This window comes from Undibacterium sp. GrIS 1.8 (assembly GCF_040544445.1).
In the GTDB taxonomy this organism is placed as follows: domain Bacteria; phylum Pseudomonadota; class Gammaproteobacteria; order Burkholderiales; family Burkholderiaceae_D; genus Undibacterium.
The window spans coordinates 31,613-44,841 of the sequence record NZ_JBEONQ010000015.1 but is presented as its reverse complement, the minus strand read 5'-3'; the positions used below and the strand labels follow the sequence as shown (position 1 = coordinate 44,841).

Genomic DNA, 13,229 nt, shown 5'->3' with positions numbered 1-13,229 from the left:
ACAAAGACTATTTCAGATTTATTTATATTGCTGACTATAGATTCATTTATTTATTGCCTCTACTAACATAGAAAAATAAATATAAGTTTGTATTCCATTAATAAATAGTATGAATATTTTATAAAAATAAGTTTCTTTGAGAGATTGTTTATTTTAATATTTTATTAGCAAGTAATTGCATTCATGCCTAATTTCTAGTTCTGCATTACAATCTCGACTTTGCAAACTAAAACTCATTTGTGACTAATCTCGTCGAAATTCGTGATTTACACTTTGGCTATGGAGATCGCTCGATTTTATCGGGTCTCCAGATGGATTTTCCACGTCGTAAAGTAATCGCAGTAATGGGCGGGTCGGGCTCTGGCAAGACAACCATTTTGCGTCTGATTGGTGGCCAATTGTTGCCGCAACAAGGATCGGTCACGGTGGATGGGCAAAATGTTCACACTCTGAACACGAAAGATCTATATGTTTTGCGTCGCAAAATGGGTATGTTATTCCAGCACGGTGCCTTGTTCACAGATTTAAGTGTATTTGACAACGTCGCTTTTCCGTTGCGTGAGCATACTGATCTGCCCGACGCGATGCTGCATGATCTGGTACTGATGAAATTGCAAGCAGTCGGTTTGCGCAACGCAGCGCAACTCAAGCCAGCGGAAATCTCAGGTGGTATGGCGCGCCGTGTAGCCTTGGCCAGAGCCGTTGCCTTAGACCCTCAGTTGATTATGTATGACGAGCCTTTTGCCGGATTAGACCCAATTTCTATGGGGGTTACCGCAAACTTAATACGGAACTTGAATGATGCATTAGGGTCTACGTCCATCCTTGTATCGCATGATGTGCATGAATCTTTTGCTATTGCTGACTATGTCTACTTCTTGTCGCAAGGGAAAATCGTTGCACAAGGTTCGCCTGAGGAAATGCGCGCTTCTAACGATCCGTATGTAAAGCAATTTGTACATGCGGAAACTGATGGTCCTGTGCCTTTCCATTATCCTGGCAAATCGTTAGCCGAGGATCTGGGCATCAAATTGGTGACGCAGGGTCAATCTGCTCAAGGGGATGCAAGATGATTACTCGCCTTGGGCAAGCCGTGCGAGAGACTGCGGCCGACGTTGGTTACGCTGCACGCAGTTTTTTTGCGATTTTGTTTAGTTCATTGGGATTATGGCGCAGACCACGTTTAGTGACAGATCAGATTCATTTTATCGGTAATTATTCCTTAGTAATCATCGCGGTGTCTGGTTTGTTTGTTGGTTTTGTATTGGGTTATCAAGGTTTTTATACCTTGAATCGCTATGGTTCTGAAGAGGCTTTGGGATTATTAGTCGCCTTATCTCTGACGCGTGAGCTTGGACCTGTCGTCACCGCTTTGTTATTTGCTGGTCGCGCCGGTACGTCGTTGACGGCAGAAATTGGCTTGATGAAAGCCGGCGAGCAATTGGCTGCGATGGAGATGATGGCGGTAAATCCAATTCAGCGCGTGCTCGCACCTCGTTTTTTAGCTGGTTTGATTGCGATGCCTGTACTGACTGCAATTTTCAATGCTATGGGTGTCATTGGTGGTTATCTGGTTGGCGTTAAGCTGATTGGTGTTGATAATGGTGCTTTCTGGTCGCAAATGCAGGCAGGTGTTGATGTCTTTCAGGATATTGGTAACGGTGTCATCAAAAGTATTGTATTTGGATTCGCAGTCACTTTCGTTGCCTTATTTCAAGGCTACGAGGCTAAGCCTACACCTGAGGGCGTAGCACGTGCGACGACTCGTACGGTAGTAATTTCTTCGTTATTAGTGCTTGCCTTAGATTTTCTGTTGACTGCATTAATGTTTCAATAGCATTTAATTAGTCTAAGTAATTGTTTGGTAGTGCGAGCACAAAAGGGCTTCGAGCGTTTTAAAGAGAATACTCTCCATGTGGACGAGGTTCCTGAATGAATTGGATGGTGTCTATGCAAAAAAAATCATTGGATTTCTGGGTTGGCTTATTTGTTTTATTGGGTGCGGCTGCCTTGCTGTTTCTGGCATTGAAGGCAGGCAATATGAGTACCTTATCTTTTGATAAAACTTACGATGTCGTAACTCGGTTTGATAATATTGGTGGCTTAAAACCGCGCGCAGCTGTCAAGAGTGCTGGCGTGGTAATCGGTCGCGTAGGTAATATTACATTTGACGATAAAACTTACCAGGCAACGGTAACTTTACAACTCGAAAATAAATACAAATTTCCAAAAGATACGTCAGCCAAAATTTTGACGGCAGGTCTTTTAGGTGAGCAATATATAGGCCTAGAACCAGGCGGTGATACCAATAATTTGGTAGCTGGTGACAGAATTAAAATGACTCAATCCGCTGTTGTACTTGAAAATCTGATTAGTCAGTTCTTGTTCAGTAAAGCAGCAGATGGTAAGGATGAAAAAAAATGAAATCCCAAATAAAAATTACTGGATTAGTCTTGGCTTTGACCTTGATTCTCAGTGGATGTGCAACAAATACGGTCAAAGATAGTCTTAAAGATACGGTCAAAGAGATTAAAGATACTACCTCTCAGACTCTCACCAAGATCAGCGTAAAAACCAATATTGGTGATAATCCGCGTGATCCGCTGGAGGGCTTTAATCGCGTGATGTTCAATTTTAACGATGCCATTGATCAGGCAGTTTTAAAACCTACAGCGAAGGCATATCGCGCTGTTTTGCCAAGTTTTGTACAAACTGGTATCAGCAACTTCTTTGGCAATATCGGCGATGTCTGGACCGCGGTGAATGACTTGCTGCAAGGTAAAGTAGCCGAGGGTGTAACTGATGTCATGCGCGTTGCTGTGAATACGACTTTTGGTCTTGGTGGCGTTATTGATATTGGTTCTGCGGCAGGAATGCAAAAACATCGGGAAGATTTTGGTCAGACCTTGGGGACTTGGGGTGTTAAATCAGGTCCTTACTTGGTACTCCCGTTATTAGGTCCTTCAACTCTACGTGATGCGGTAGCTACGCCAGTTGATTACAAAGGTGACCTCTGGTCTTATGTTACGCCAGTTAAGGATCGCAATATTGGCACTGTCGTGCGTTTAGTGGATAAGCGGGCTTCTGTTCTGGATGCGGGCGCGTTGTTAGAAGAAGCTTCGCTCGATCGTTATGTCTTTCTACGCGATGCTTATCTGCAGCGTCGGGCTGGTCAAATTAAAGCCGAGGATGATTGAATCCAAACCGTCACTTTGTAAGTAAATATAAAGGCGGTCAACCAGACCATAGTCTGGGCAGTTAATAACAACATCATTAATACGCTCTTGAGAGCGGGGAAAGTAAAATCATGAAATTATTTAGACAATTTATCTTGTTTATGTTCGCTAGCTTTGCATTTGTTGGCAGTAGCATGGCGGCAGATGAAGCAGCGGATCAATTGGTAAAGCGTTTGAGCCAAGAAATTATGGATATCGCTAAGAGTGACAAAGATATTCAATCCGGCAATCAAAAGCGCGTATATGACTTAGTCGAAACCAAGGTGTTGCCATTCGTTGATTTTCAGCGCATGACTTCGTTGGCTGCAGGTAAAAGCTGGCGCGATGCCACACCAGAACAACAAAAACAGTTGATCAATGAATTCCGTACATTGTTGGTATTCACATACTCGGGAGCGATCTCTCAAATCAAAGATCAGACTTTAGAGTTTAAACCTTTTCGTGCTGCAGCTGAAGACACCGATGTTGAGGTCCGTAGTCAGGTAATACAAAAAAATGGCGAAGCTTTGCAACTCAACTATCGCCTTGAAAAATTGGCGACAGGATGGAAAATCTATGACATCAACGTTTTAGGTGCGTGGTTGGTAGAAACTTACAAAGGCACCTTTACTGCAGAAATTACTAAATCTGGTATCGACGGTTTGATCAAAACTCTGTCTGAGAAAAATAAAAAGTTGGCTGCGGGATCACCAAAGAAATAAGTCTGAAAAGTAAGTTTAATAAATAAGCCAGATAACTAAATTGGCAGTAAAAAATTAGTTAATTCCTGACGGAGTAAGTAATATGTATCAAACAAACCGTGAACTTAGCCTGCAAAATGCCGTGAGCGTGGCGCAGTCCGGTTTGTCTGCGATTTCTCAAGGCGAGACTGAGTTTGATCTGTCTGCATTGGTTGTAGTTGATTCGGCAGCAGTTGCTGTGATGCTTGATTGGCAGCGTGCTGCGAGTCTTAAAAATAAGACTATTCATTTCAAATCTATTCCTTCAAATCTTCTTAGCTTAATCGCCCTTTACGGCATGTCTGAGCTTCTCAGCACTAATCCTTCGCAAGTCGAACGACATTGATCCTGTACTGAAAGTTTTCTCGAACTGTCGGGTTGACAATGTAATAATCGATGTGGTGAGCAAGAAGTCTGCAAAGGCTTAGCGGCTTAATAAGCGCCACAGCGATTGTCATCAGCAATTGCGTCAATCCGGTTCAAGACACGAAAATCCCCTATAATTAAAGGTTTTCGCCATATCTTTGGCGACTCACCGGATAAACGCTAGTCAACAGCGCAATAATTGTCTTCATGGCCGCCATACAAATTACTAATGTTGAAAAACGCTACCAGTCGCTGCAAGCGCTAGGTGGTGTTTCGCTTTCTATTGAAGAAGGTGAATTTTTCGGTTTGCTAGGCCCTAACGGAGCTGGCAAAACAACCTTGATTTCTATCATTGCCGGACTCAATCGTGCAGATTCAGGCCAGGTCAAGATTCAGGGGCATGATGTGGTGACGGATTACCGTGCAGCACGTAAGAACCTTGGTGTTGTGCCGCAAGAACTGGTATTCGATCCGTTCTTTACTGTACGTGAGACCTTGCGTATGCAGTCTGGTTATTTCGGTTTAAAGAATAACGATAAATGGATAGACGAGGTCATGGAGAATCTTGATCTCACCAATAAAGCTGATGTCAATATGCGTGCATTATCTGGCGGTATGAAGCGTCGGGTACTTGTTGCCCAGGCTCTGGTGCATAAGCCGCCTGTGATCGTGTTGGATGAGCCAACTGCTGGCGTTGACGTAGAGTTGCGTCAAACTTTGTGGCAGTTTGTCTCCCGCTTGAACAAAGAAGGCCATACGGTGGTGTTGACCACGCACTATTTAGAAGAAGCTCAGGCGCTTTGCAATCGTATTGCTATGCTAAAAACGGGTAAAGTAGTCGCGCTTGATAGCACTGCCGCGTTGATTAAACGTATCTCAGGATCTCAGCTCAAAGTCACATTAGTCGCTGGACAAGGCGTATTTCCAGAGGGACTTAAAGATCTGGTGACCCATCACTCTGGTGATGAATATGTTTTGCGTGTCACCGAGTATTCGCAAGTTGAGCCTATCCTCGCTGCGATCCGAACTGGTGGCTGTGCGATTGACGATCTGCAACTTCAGCAAGCTGATCTGGAAGATGTCTTCCTGCAAATTATGGGAGATCGTAAATGATTGGTTTTCAAACTCTGTTTTACAAAGAGGTTTTGCGTTTCTGGAAGGTTGCAACCCAGACGATCACTGCGCCAATCATGACGGCCTTACTGTATTTGCTGATTTTTGGTCACGCACTGGAAGAACATGTGCAAGTATACAAAGACGTTAAGTACACTGCATTTTTAGTCCCAGGCTTAGTGATGATGAGCGTGTTGCAAAACGCGTTTGCGAACTCTTCTTCTTCGCTGATTCAATCAAAAATTACTGGTAATCTGGTCTTTATTCTATTGCCACCGTTGTCGCATTGGGAGATGTTCAGTGCCTATGTACTAGCGTCTATCGTGCGTGGTTTAGCGGTTGGTCTTGGCGTATTTGTCGTGACGATCTGGATCACCAACGTCAGTTTTGTCGCGCCCTTATGGATTTTGATGTTCGCTTTTTTAGGCGCAGCAATGTTGGGAACCATGGGCTTGATCGCTGGAATCTGGGCAGAGAAATTTGATCATTTATCTGCTTTCCAAAACTTTTTGATCATGCCAGCGACATTCTTGTCGGGTGTGTTTTATTCCATTCACTCCCTGCCACCGTTATGGCAAACCATTTCGCGCTTTAATCCGTTTTTCTACATGATTGATGGATTTCGCTACGGTTTCTTTGGACAGTCTGACGTTAATCCATTTTTCAGTTTATCGGTCGTATTAGTATTTTTTATTGCATTAGTCGTGATTGCAGTACAGATGCTAAAGCGTGGTTATAAGCTCAGGCACTAATATCGTATTTTGAAAGACTCATCGTGTTTCCAACTCCTGAACAAATTAAAAAATATATTGCCGACGGACTCGCTTGCAGTCATCTGGAAGTCGAAGGCGACGGGCAGCATTTTACGGCAGTGATTGTGTCCGAACTCTTCATCGGTAAGCGTTTGATACAGCGCCATCAATTGGTGTACGCCGCTTTGGGCGACCGCATGCGCGAAGAAATTCACGCACTGTCGATGAAAACTTTAACTCCAGACGAATTTCAAAAATAATGGATAAATTATTGATTACAGGCGGACAACGCCTGAATGGTGACGTCAGCATTTCTGGTGCGAAGAACGCAGCTTTGCCCATTTTGTGCGCAGGTTTATTGAGTTCGGATGATGTCGTTTTGCACAATGTTCCATCGCTGCAAGATGTGTCCACTATGCTGAAGTTACTCGGCCAGATGGGTTTGCGCATCACACAAGAAAATGGTGTTGTTACCTTGAATGGTGCTGCGATCGACAAGTTGGAAGCACCCTATGACCTGGTAAAAACCATGCGAGCTTCTATCCTGGTCCTGGGCCCTTTGCTGGCGCGTTTCGGCGAGGCAAAAGTATCCCTGCCAGGCGGTTGTGCGATTGGTTCACGTCCTGTTGATCAGCACATCAAAGGCCTGCAAGCTATGGGTGCCGAGATCACAATTGAGGCCGGTTACATCCATGCTAAAGCCAAGCGTTTGAAGGGTACACGTGTCGTCACCGATATGATTACCGTCACAGGTACAGAAAATTTGTTGATGGCAGCTACCTTGGCTGAGGGCGAAACCATACTGGAAAACGCGGCACGCGAACCCGAGGTCACTGACCTTGCCCATTTATTGGTGGCTATGGGTGCCAAGATCGAAGGCATAGGCACAGATCGTCTGGTTATCCAGGGTGTTGATCGCTTGCATGGCGCGGCTCACGCCGTGATTGCAGACCGGATTGAAACTGCAACCTTCCTTTGCGCAGTCGCGGCAGCAGGTGGCGACATCACCTTAAAAAATGTACGTAGCGATATTCTGGATGTGGCATTAGATAAGTTGCGTGAAGCCGGCGTCATCCTGACCAGTGGCACAGATTGGATACGCGCACAAATGGGCGCACGTCCTAAGGCCGTCAGTTTCCGTACCACCGAATATCCCGGCTTTCCTACCGATATGCAGGCGCAGTTTATGGCGGTTAATTGCATCGCCCAGGGTAGCAGCCGCGTGACTGAAACGATCTTTGAAAATCGTTTTATGCACGTACAAGAAATGAATCGCTTGGGCGCACATATAGAAATCGATGGCCACACTGCGATGATTTCCGGCGTTGATAAACTGGTCGGCGCTCCAGTCATGGCGACAGACTTACGCGCTTCGGCGTCGCTGGTCATTGCCGGTCTGGCTGCTGAGGGCGAAACCCTGATAGACCGTATTTACCATCTAGATCGAGGTTACGATCGGATGGAAGTCAAATTGTCCGGTGTCGGTGCATTAATTAAGCGAGTCAAATAATGTCGACCCAATTGACCCTGGCGCTCTCCAAAGGTCGTATTTTTGAAGAGACTCTGCCGTTATTAGAAGCTGCCGGTATCCGCGTGACCGAAGATCCAGAGAAGTCGCGCAAGTTGATTTTAGCGACCAACGATCCTCATGTACGTGTGATTATTGTCCGTGCTTCTGATGTGCCAACCTATGTGCAATATGGTGCAGCGGATTTGGGCGTGGCAGGTAAGGATGTTCTGCATGAGCACGGTGGGGAAGGCTTATACCAGCCTTTGGATTTGGACATTGCTAAATGCCGCATGTCAGTCGCGGTATCGGTCGGTTTTGATTATGCCAACGCGGTACGTCAGGGTGCACGCCTGCGGGTCGCAACGAAATATACCGAAACCGCTCGTGAGCATTTTGCCAGCAAAGGCGTACACGTTGATTTGATCAAACTGTATGGCTCCATGGAACTGGCTCCGTTAGTCGGTTTGTCCGATGCCATCGTTGATCTGGTCAGTACCGGCAACACCTTGATTGCGAATAATCTGGTTGAGGTTGAACACATCATGGATATTTCTTCCCGACTGGTGGTCAACCAAGCTGCTTTAAAAATGAAACGTGAGCGCTTGCAACCTATCCTTGAAGCATTTGAGCGCGCCACTAAAAAATAGATCGAGAACATCATGTCGTCCAATTCTTCTGCTTATTCTTCACCACAGCCATCTTCCATCAGCTCGCTTCCGATCCGAAAATTAGACGCCAGCGCACCAGGATTCGCACAGACGCTTAGTGCCTTGCTAGCGTTTGAAGCCAGTGAAGATGCCGCAATTGATCAGGCAGCGGCACAGATTTTGGCGGAAGTAAAAAAACATGGTGATGCGGCAGTGCTCGCTGCAACGAACCGGTTTGACCGCTTGCAGGCAAGCAGTATGGGTGCATTGGAATTGACTCAGCAAGAGATGCATGCGGCATTGGCATCGCTGACGGCAGAGCGTCGTCACGCGTTAGAGGCCGCCGCAGCCAGAGTACGTGCTTACCACGAACAGCAAAAAATTGAATGCGGCTCAGCGGGCTTTAGCTATACCGAGGCCGACGGCACAGTGCTTGGTCAAAAAGTGACACCCTTAGATCGAGTTGGACTTTACGTTCCGGGTGGCAAGGCTGCCTATCCCTCATCGGTATTGATGAATGCGATTCCGGCTAAAGTCGCCGGAGTCAAAGAAATTATCATGGTCGTACCAACGCCTGATGGCATCAAAAATCCTTTGGTATTGGCTGCCGCCGCGATTGCTGGCGTAGACCGTGTCTTCACTATTGGCGGTGCTCAAGCGGTTGGTGCTCTGGCCTACGGTACCGAGACCATTCCCCAAGTAGATAAAATTGTCGGGCCCGGCAATGCCTATGTTGCTGCGGCCAAGCGCCGTGTCTTCGGTACGGTGGGTATTGATATGATCGCAGGCCCCTCTGAGATTTTAGTAATTTGCGACGGCAGCACTGATCCAGACTGGATCGCCATGGATTTGTTCTCGCAAGCAGAGCATGATGAGCTGGCGCAATCTATTTTGCTATGTCCTGATGCCGCCTACATTAATGCCGTACACGCCAGCATTGATAAATTATTGCCGACCATGCCGCGTCAGGAAGTCATTCGTACTTCATTGACTAACCGTGGAGCTTTGATCAAGGTCAAAGACATGCAACAAGCCTGCGATATTGCGAACGATATTGCGGCAGAACATTTAGAGATTTCTACTGAAAATCCCCAGCAGTGGGCGGACAAAATTCGCCATGCCGGTGCGATGTTCTTAGGACGTTTTTCGTCGGAAGCGCTGGGGGACTACTGCGCCGGACCAAACCATGTATTGCCGACCTCACGTACTGCACGGTTCTCATCACCGCTTGGCGTGTACGATTTTCAAAAACGTTCATCAATCATCTACGTTAGCGAACAGGGCGCACAAACCTTGGGTCGCGTTGCCGCAGAGTTAGCGTATGGCGAAGGCTTGCAAGCGCATGCACGCAGCGCCGAATTGCGCTTGAAATGACGTCATGACAGATCTGGTGAGCAGTTGGCGTAATCAGATATTTTGTGAGGATGCGCTGATCGGTTTAGCGCGTATTCCCGATGCCAGCGTTGATTTGTTGCTGGCAGATCCACCTTACGGATTGGGTAAGGATTACGGCAACGATTCAGACAAAATGGCATCCGCTGACTATCTTGCCTGGACAGAGCAATGGATTGACACAGCTTTGCCTAAGCTAAAAGAAAACGGCAGTCTGTACATTTTTTTGACCTGGCGCTACTCACCTGAGATTTTTGTCATGCTCAAACAGCGCATGAGCATGATGAATGAAATTATCTGGGACAGACGGGTGCCGTCGATGGGGGGCAGTGTGCGCAAGTATTCATCTGTGCACGACAGCATCGGTTTTTTCGTTAAGGCGAAAGATTATTACTTTGATCTGGACGCCATCCGCATTCCCTACGACGCCGTGACTAAAAAGGCACGTAGCCGCAAGATTTTTGAGGGCGCGAAATGGCTGGAACTGGGCTACAACCCAAAAGATATTTGGAGCGTATCCCGCCTACATCGTGAACATGCCGAACGGGAAGATCATCCAACCCAGAAACCACTAGAGATTATTGAGCGCATGATCAAAGCCTCATGCCCGGTTGGCGGCGTTGTCTTAGATCCGTTTATGGGCAGCGGCACCACGGCGGTAGCTGCGAGAAATTGTGGTCGTGACTTCGTCGGCTTTGAATTGAATCAGGATTATTGCGAGCGGATTGTAGAGCGCTTGAGTCGTCTGGAAGCTGCTTGAATTTATGCTCAGAATTGATCATTAAATTTACCTGCTAAAACCCAGCGTTCAGAACTTGAATCTGAACCTATAATTGAGTAAAAATAGGGGAGTATGCGACTAAATAGCATACATAGTTCAGATAATGTATGGACGATTAAAAATACAAGTGGGAGTATATTTTGTCATTGATTGAAAATATTATTCGTTCTGACGTGCGCGCGTTGTCTGCCTACCATGTGCAGGACTCCGCCGGTTTCGTCAAACTCGATGCCATGGAAAATCCCTACACGCTGCCGGAGTCTCTGCGTTTGGAACTGGCACAACGTTTGTCTGAAGTGGCTTTAAACCGTTACCCCATTCCGTCTTATTCCGCGTTAAAAGCCGCCATCAGCGACAAGCTTGGCGTCCCGGTAGGTTTTGATGTCGTCCTTGGCAATGGCTCTGATGAGCTGATCAGTATGGTCTCGGTTGCCTGCGCCAAGCCAGGTGCAAAAGTGTTGGCACCTATCCCAGGTTTTGTGATGTATGCGATTTCTGCACGTTTCGCCGGGCTAGAATTTATCGGCGTGCCGTTTCATCCTGATTTCAGCTTAGACAAAGCCGCTATGCTGGCCGCGATCGCAGAACATCGTCCTGCAATTATCTATCTGGCTTACCCGAATAATCCGACCGGCACCTTGTTTAATACCGGTGAGATGGAAGAAATTCTGCACGCGGTCGGCGACAGTGGCGTGGTGATTGTGGACGAAGCCTATCAACCTTTTGCACAAACCAGTTTTATGCCACGTCTGGCCGAATTCGATAATCTGGTTGTGATGCGTACCGTATCGAAGCTCGGCCTAGCTGGTATCCGCCTCGGTTACATGTCGGGCAACAACGCGCTGATGCAAGAGTTCGAAAAAGTCCGGCCACCTTACAACATCAATGTCCTGACGCAAGCCGCGGCAGAGTTTGTGCTGGAGCATGCAGATATTCTGGATGCGCAAGCAGCTGAATTACGTCACCAGCGCAGTGAGCTCAGCGCAGCCTTGGCGGCATTGCCGGGCGTGCAAGTGTTTCCATCAGCGGCAAATTTCCTACTGATACGCGTGACAAAAGCGGAACAAGTCTTTGCCAAATTGCTGGAACAAAAAATTTTAGTCAAAAATGTAGGTAAAATGCATGGGCTGCTGGAAAACTGCTTGCGTATCACCGTCAGTAATCCGCAGGAAAACGCCTTATTTCTCGCGGCTTTTAAAGCATCCTTGGTTGCTTCATAGTTAGGCTCAGTCTTAAAGCCCGACTTTTATAAAGCCGCAAACTAAAGACCAGACCACCGGTTCAAATTCAAAGATCAAAATCATGCAAGCCCAACGCACTGCTGAAGTAAGCCGCAATACTAACGAAACTCAGATCCGCGTCGCCATCAATATTGACGGAACCGGAAAGCAAAAGCTCAATACGGGCGTTCCCTTTCTGGATCACATGCTGGATCAGATTGCCCGTCATGGTTTAATCGATCTGGAAATTGAAGCCGTCGGTGATTTGCATATCGATGCACACCATACGGTAGAAGATGTCGGTATTACGCTCGGTCAGGCATTTGCAAAAGCTATCGGTGACAAAAAAGGTATTCGTCGTTACGGTCATTCTTATGTGCCGCTAGATGAAGCTTTATCGCGTGTGGTGATTGATTTTTCCGGTCGCCCTGGACTAGAGTTCCACGTACCGTTTAAGCGCGCCATGATAGGGTCGTTCGATGTCGATTTGACCCATGAATTTTTTCAGGGTTTTGTGAACCACGCGTTGGTATCTTTGCATATCGATAATCTACGTGGCGATAATGCTCACCATCAATGCGAAACCGTCTTCAAGGCCTTTGGCCGAGCCTTGCGTATGGCGGCTGAATTAGATGCGCGCGCTGCTGGTACCATTCCATCGACCAAAGGCAGCTTGTAATTCTGTTTGAATCAAATCTGAATCAAACCAGAATCTCAGGCCTTACATTTGCTGCTTAAGATGTCTTTGAATTTGATTCTGAATTTATTCTTTAAATTGCTAAATCATTAGCCAAATAAACTCATCAGCATGAATAAAATTGTTGTAGTCGATTACGGCATGGGCAATTTGCGCTCAGTAGCGCAAGCCCTGCGTGCAGTCGCGCCGGACGCCGATGTCAAAATTTCTGGCGAGATCACCGATATCCAAAGTGCCGATCGCCTGGTGTTGCCAGGCCAGGGCGCGATGCCCGATTGCATGCGCAGTCTGCGCGAATCCGGTGTGCAAGAGGCAGTATTGCAAGCTGCGCGTAGCAAACCGCTGTTTGGCGTTTGCGTAGGTGAGCAAATGCTGTTTGATCTGAGCGATGAAGGCAATACGCCGGGATTGGGTTTATTGCCTGGCAAAGTAGTGCGTTTTGCGCTGGACGGTCAGCTACAAGATGACGGGTCGCGTTTTAAAGTGCCGCAAATGGGGTGGAATAAAGTCAGGCAAGCACGGACGCAAGGCCAAGTACATGCGCTCTGGCAAGATATTGCCGATGAGGCTTATTTCTATTTTGTTCATAGTTACTATGCTCAGCCAGCCGATGTGGCACACACAGTCGGAACTACCGACTATGGCACGCCGTTCGCCTGTGCAGTTGCAAGAGATAATATTTTTGCCACGCAATTCCATCCTGAAAAGAGTGCACATGCTGGCTTGCAACTATACAAAAACTTTGTACACTGGAACCCTTAAGCTTGTGATACCGTCAAACTGATTTACCCATTTA

The 13,229-nt window shown here is 46.8% G+C and carries 16 protein-coding genes; all 16 read left to right on the top strand.

Going from position 1 to position 13,229, the window contains the following annotated elements; translation table 11 throughout:
- The first annotated feature begins 239 nt into the window (after nt 1–239).
- Complete coding sequence (locus AAKU64_RS09195; RefSeq protein WP_354330634.1) at nt 240–1,073, top strand: ABC transporter ATP-binding protein; 834 nt, start codon at nt 240–242, stop codon at nt 1,071–1,073.
- Nucleotides 1,070–1,837, top strand: a complete 768-nt coding sequence (gene mlaE / locus AAKU64_RS09190; RefSeq protein ID WP_354330636.1) for a lipid asymmetry maintenance ABC transporter permease subunit MlaE — start codon at nt 1,070–1,072, stop codon at nt 1,835–1,837. Before AAKU64_RS09195 ends, mlaE begins: the two co-directional genes overlap by 4 nt.
- A gap of 113 nt (nt 1,838–1,950) precedes the next feature.
- A complete protein-coding gene (gene mlaD / locus AAKU64_RS09185) occupies nt 1,951–2,424 on the top strand; it encodes an outer membrane lipid asymmetry maintenance protein MlaD (protein WP_354330638.1) in 474 nt (157 codons plus the stop codon).
- Nucleotides 2,421–3,197 (top strand): MlaA family lipoprotein, encoded by a 777-nt coding sequence (locus AAKU64_RS09180; protein ID WP_503012587.1) that lies wholly within the window; start codon nt 2,421–2,423, stop codon nt 3,195–3,197. The genes mlaD and AAKU64_RS09180 overlap by 4 nt, the downstream gene beginning before the upstream one ends.
- A 110-nt stretch (nt 3,198–3,307) precedes the next feature.
- On the top strand, nt 3,308–3,937 hold the full coding sequence (locus AAKU64_RS09175; RefSeq protein WP_354330639.1) for an MlaC/ttg2D family ABC transporter substrate-binding protein: 630 nt from the start codon (nt 3,308–3,310) through the stop codon (nt 3,935–3,937).
- Nucleotides 3,938–4,019: 82 nt separating this feature from the next.
- A complete protein-coding gene (locus AAKU64_RS09170; RefSeq protein WP_322121082.1) occupies nt 4,020–4,301 on the top strand; it encodes an STAS domain-containing protein in 282 nt (93 codons plus the stop codon).
- 227 nt (nt 4,302–4,528) lie between these two features.
- On the top strand, nt 4,529–5,434 hold the full coding sequence (locus AAKU64_RS09165; RefSeq protein ID WP_354330641.1) for an ABC transporter ATP-binding protein: 906 nt from the start codon (nt 4,529–4,531) through the stop codon (nt 5,432–5,434).
- Entirely contained in the window at nt 5,431–6,186 is a 756-nt protein-coding gene (locus AAKU64_RS09160; protein WP_354330643.1) for an ABC transporter permease, read from the top strand. The genes AAKU64_RS09165 and AAKU64_RS09160 overlap by 4 nt, the downstream gene beginning before the upstream one ends.
- Before the next feature lie 23 nt (nt 6,187–6,209).
- Nucleotides 6,210–6,446, top strand: coding sequence for a BolA family protein (locus AAKU64_RS09155; protein ID WP_354330645.1), 237 nt, complete (start codon nt 6,210–6,212; stop codon nt 6,444–6,446).
- Complete coding sequence (gene murA, locus AAKU64_RS09150) at nt 6,446–7,696, top strand: UDP-N-acetylglucosamine 1-carboxyvinyltransferase (protein WP_354362036.1); 1,251 nt, start codon at nt 6,446–6,448, stop codon at nt 7,694–7,696. The genes AAKU64_RS09155 and murA overlap by 1 nt, the downstream gene beginning before the upstream one ends.
- Nucleotides 7,696–8,343 carry an ATP phosphoribosyltransferase gene (gene hisG, locus AAKU64_RS09145; protein WP_354330649.1) on the top strand — a complete coding sequence of 216 codons (648 nt, stop codon included), beginning with the start codon at nt 7,696–7,698 and terminating at the stop codon, nt 8,341–8,343. Before murA ends, hisG begins: the two co-directional genes overlap by 1 nt.
- A 12-nt stretch (nt 8,344–8,355) precedes the next feature.
- Nucleotides 8,356–9,717, top strand: a complete 1,362-nt coding sequence (gene hisD / locus AAKU64_RS09140; protein WP_354330651.1) for a histidinol dehydrogenase — start codon at nt 8,356–8,358, stop codon at nt 9,715–9,717.
- A gap of 4 nt (nt 9,718–9,721) precedes the next feature.
- Nucleotides 9,722–10,495: a DNA-methyltransferase gene (locus tag AAKU64_RS09135; RefSeq protein WP_354330653.1), complete on the top strand. Its 774-nt coding sequence runs from the start codon at nt 9,722–9,724 to the stop codon at nt 10,493–10,495.
- Nucleotides 10,496–10,656: 161 nt separating this feature from the next.
- Entirely contained in the window at nt 10,657–11,736 is a 1,080-nt protein-coding gene (gene hisC / locus AAKU64_RS09130; protein WP_354330655.1) for a histidinol-phosphate transaminase, read from the top strand.
- A gap of 82 nt (nt 11,737–11,818) precedes the next feature.
- Complete coding sequence (gene hisB / locus AAKU64_RS09125; protein WP_322121091.1) at nt 11,819–12,415, top strand: imidazoleglycerol-phosphate dehydratase HisB; 597 nt, start codon at nt 11,819–11,821, stop codon at nt 12,413–12,415.
- 129 nt (nt 12,416–12,544) lie between these two features.
- Entirely contained in the window at nt 12,545–13,195 is a 651-nt protein-coding gene (gene hisH / locus AAKU64_RS09120) for an imidazole glycerol phosphate synthase subunit HisH (protein WP_354330657.1), read from the top strand.
- Nucleotides 13,196–13,229 lie beyond the last annotated feature (34 nt).

Coding starts and splice junctions, on each gene's coding strand:
- mlaD (WP_354330638.1), top strand. CDS start 1,951: ATGCAAAAAAAATCATTGGATTTCTGGGTTGGCTTATTTGTTTTATTG.
- mlaE (WP_354330636.1), top strand. CDS start 1,070: ATGATTACTCGCCTTGGGCAAGCCGTGCGAGAGACTGCGGCCGACGTT.
- hisH (WP_354330657.1), top strand. CDS start 12,545: ATGAATAAAATTGTTGTAGTCGATTACGGCATGGGCAATTTGCGCTCA.
- AAKU64_RS09170 (WP_322121082.1), top strand. CDS start 4,020: ATGTATCAAACAAACCGTGAACTTAGCCTGCAAAATGCCGTGAGCGTG.
- AAKU64_RS09175 (WP_354330639.1), top strand. CDS start 3,308: ATGAAATTATTTAGACAATTTATCTTGTTTATGTTCGCTAGCTTTGCA.
- AAKU64_RS09160 (WP_354330643.1), top strand. CDS start 5,431: ATGATTGGTTTTCAAACTCTGTTTTACAAAGAGGTTTTGCGTTTCTGG.
- AAKU64_RS09165 (WP_354330641.1), top strand. CDS start 4,529: ATGGCCGCCATACAAATTACTAATGTTGAAAAACGCTACCAGTCGCTG.
- hisG (WP_354330649.1), top strand. CDS start 7,696: ATGTCGACCCAATTGACCCTGGCGCTCTCCAAAGGTCGTATTTTTGAA.
- murA (WP_354362036.1), top strand. CDS start 6,446: ATGGATAAATTATTGATTACAGGCGGACAACGCCTGAATGGTGACGTC.
- AAKU64_RS09180 (WP_503012587.1), top strand. CDS start 2,421: ATGAAATCCCAAATAAAAATTACTGGATTAGTCTTGGCTTTGACCTTG.
- AAKU64_RS09135 (WP_354330653.1), top strand. CDS start 9,722: ATGACAGATCTGGTGAGCAGTTGGCGTAATCAGATATTTTGTGAGGAT.
- hisB (WP_322121091.1), top strand. CDS start 11,819: ATGCAAGCCCAACGCACTGCTGAAGTAAGCCGCAATACTAACGAAACT.
- hisD (WP_354330651.1), top strand. CDS start 8,356: ATGTCGTCCAATTCTTCTGCTTATTCTTCACCACAGCCATCTTCCATC.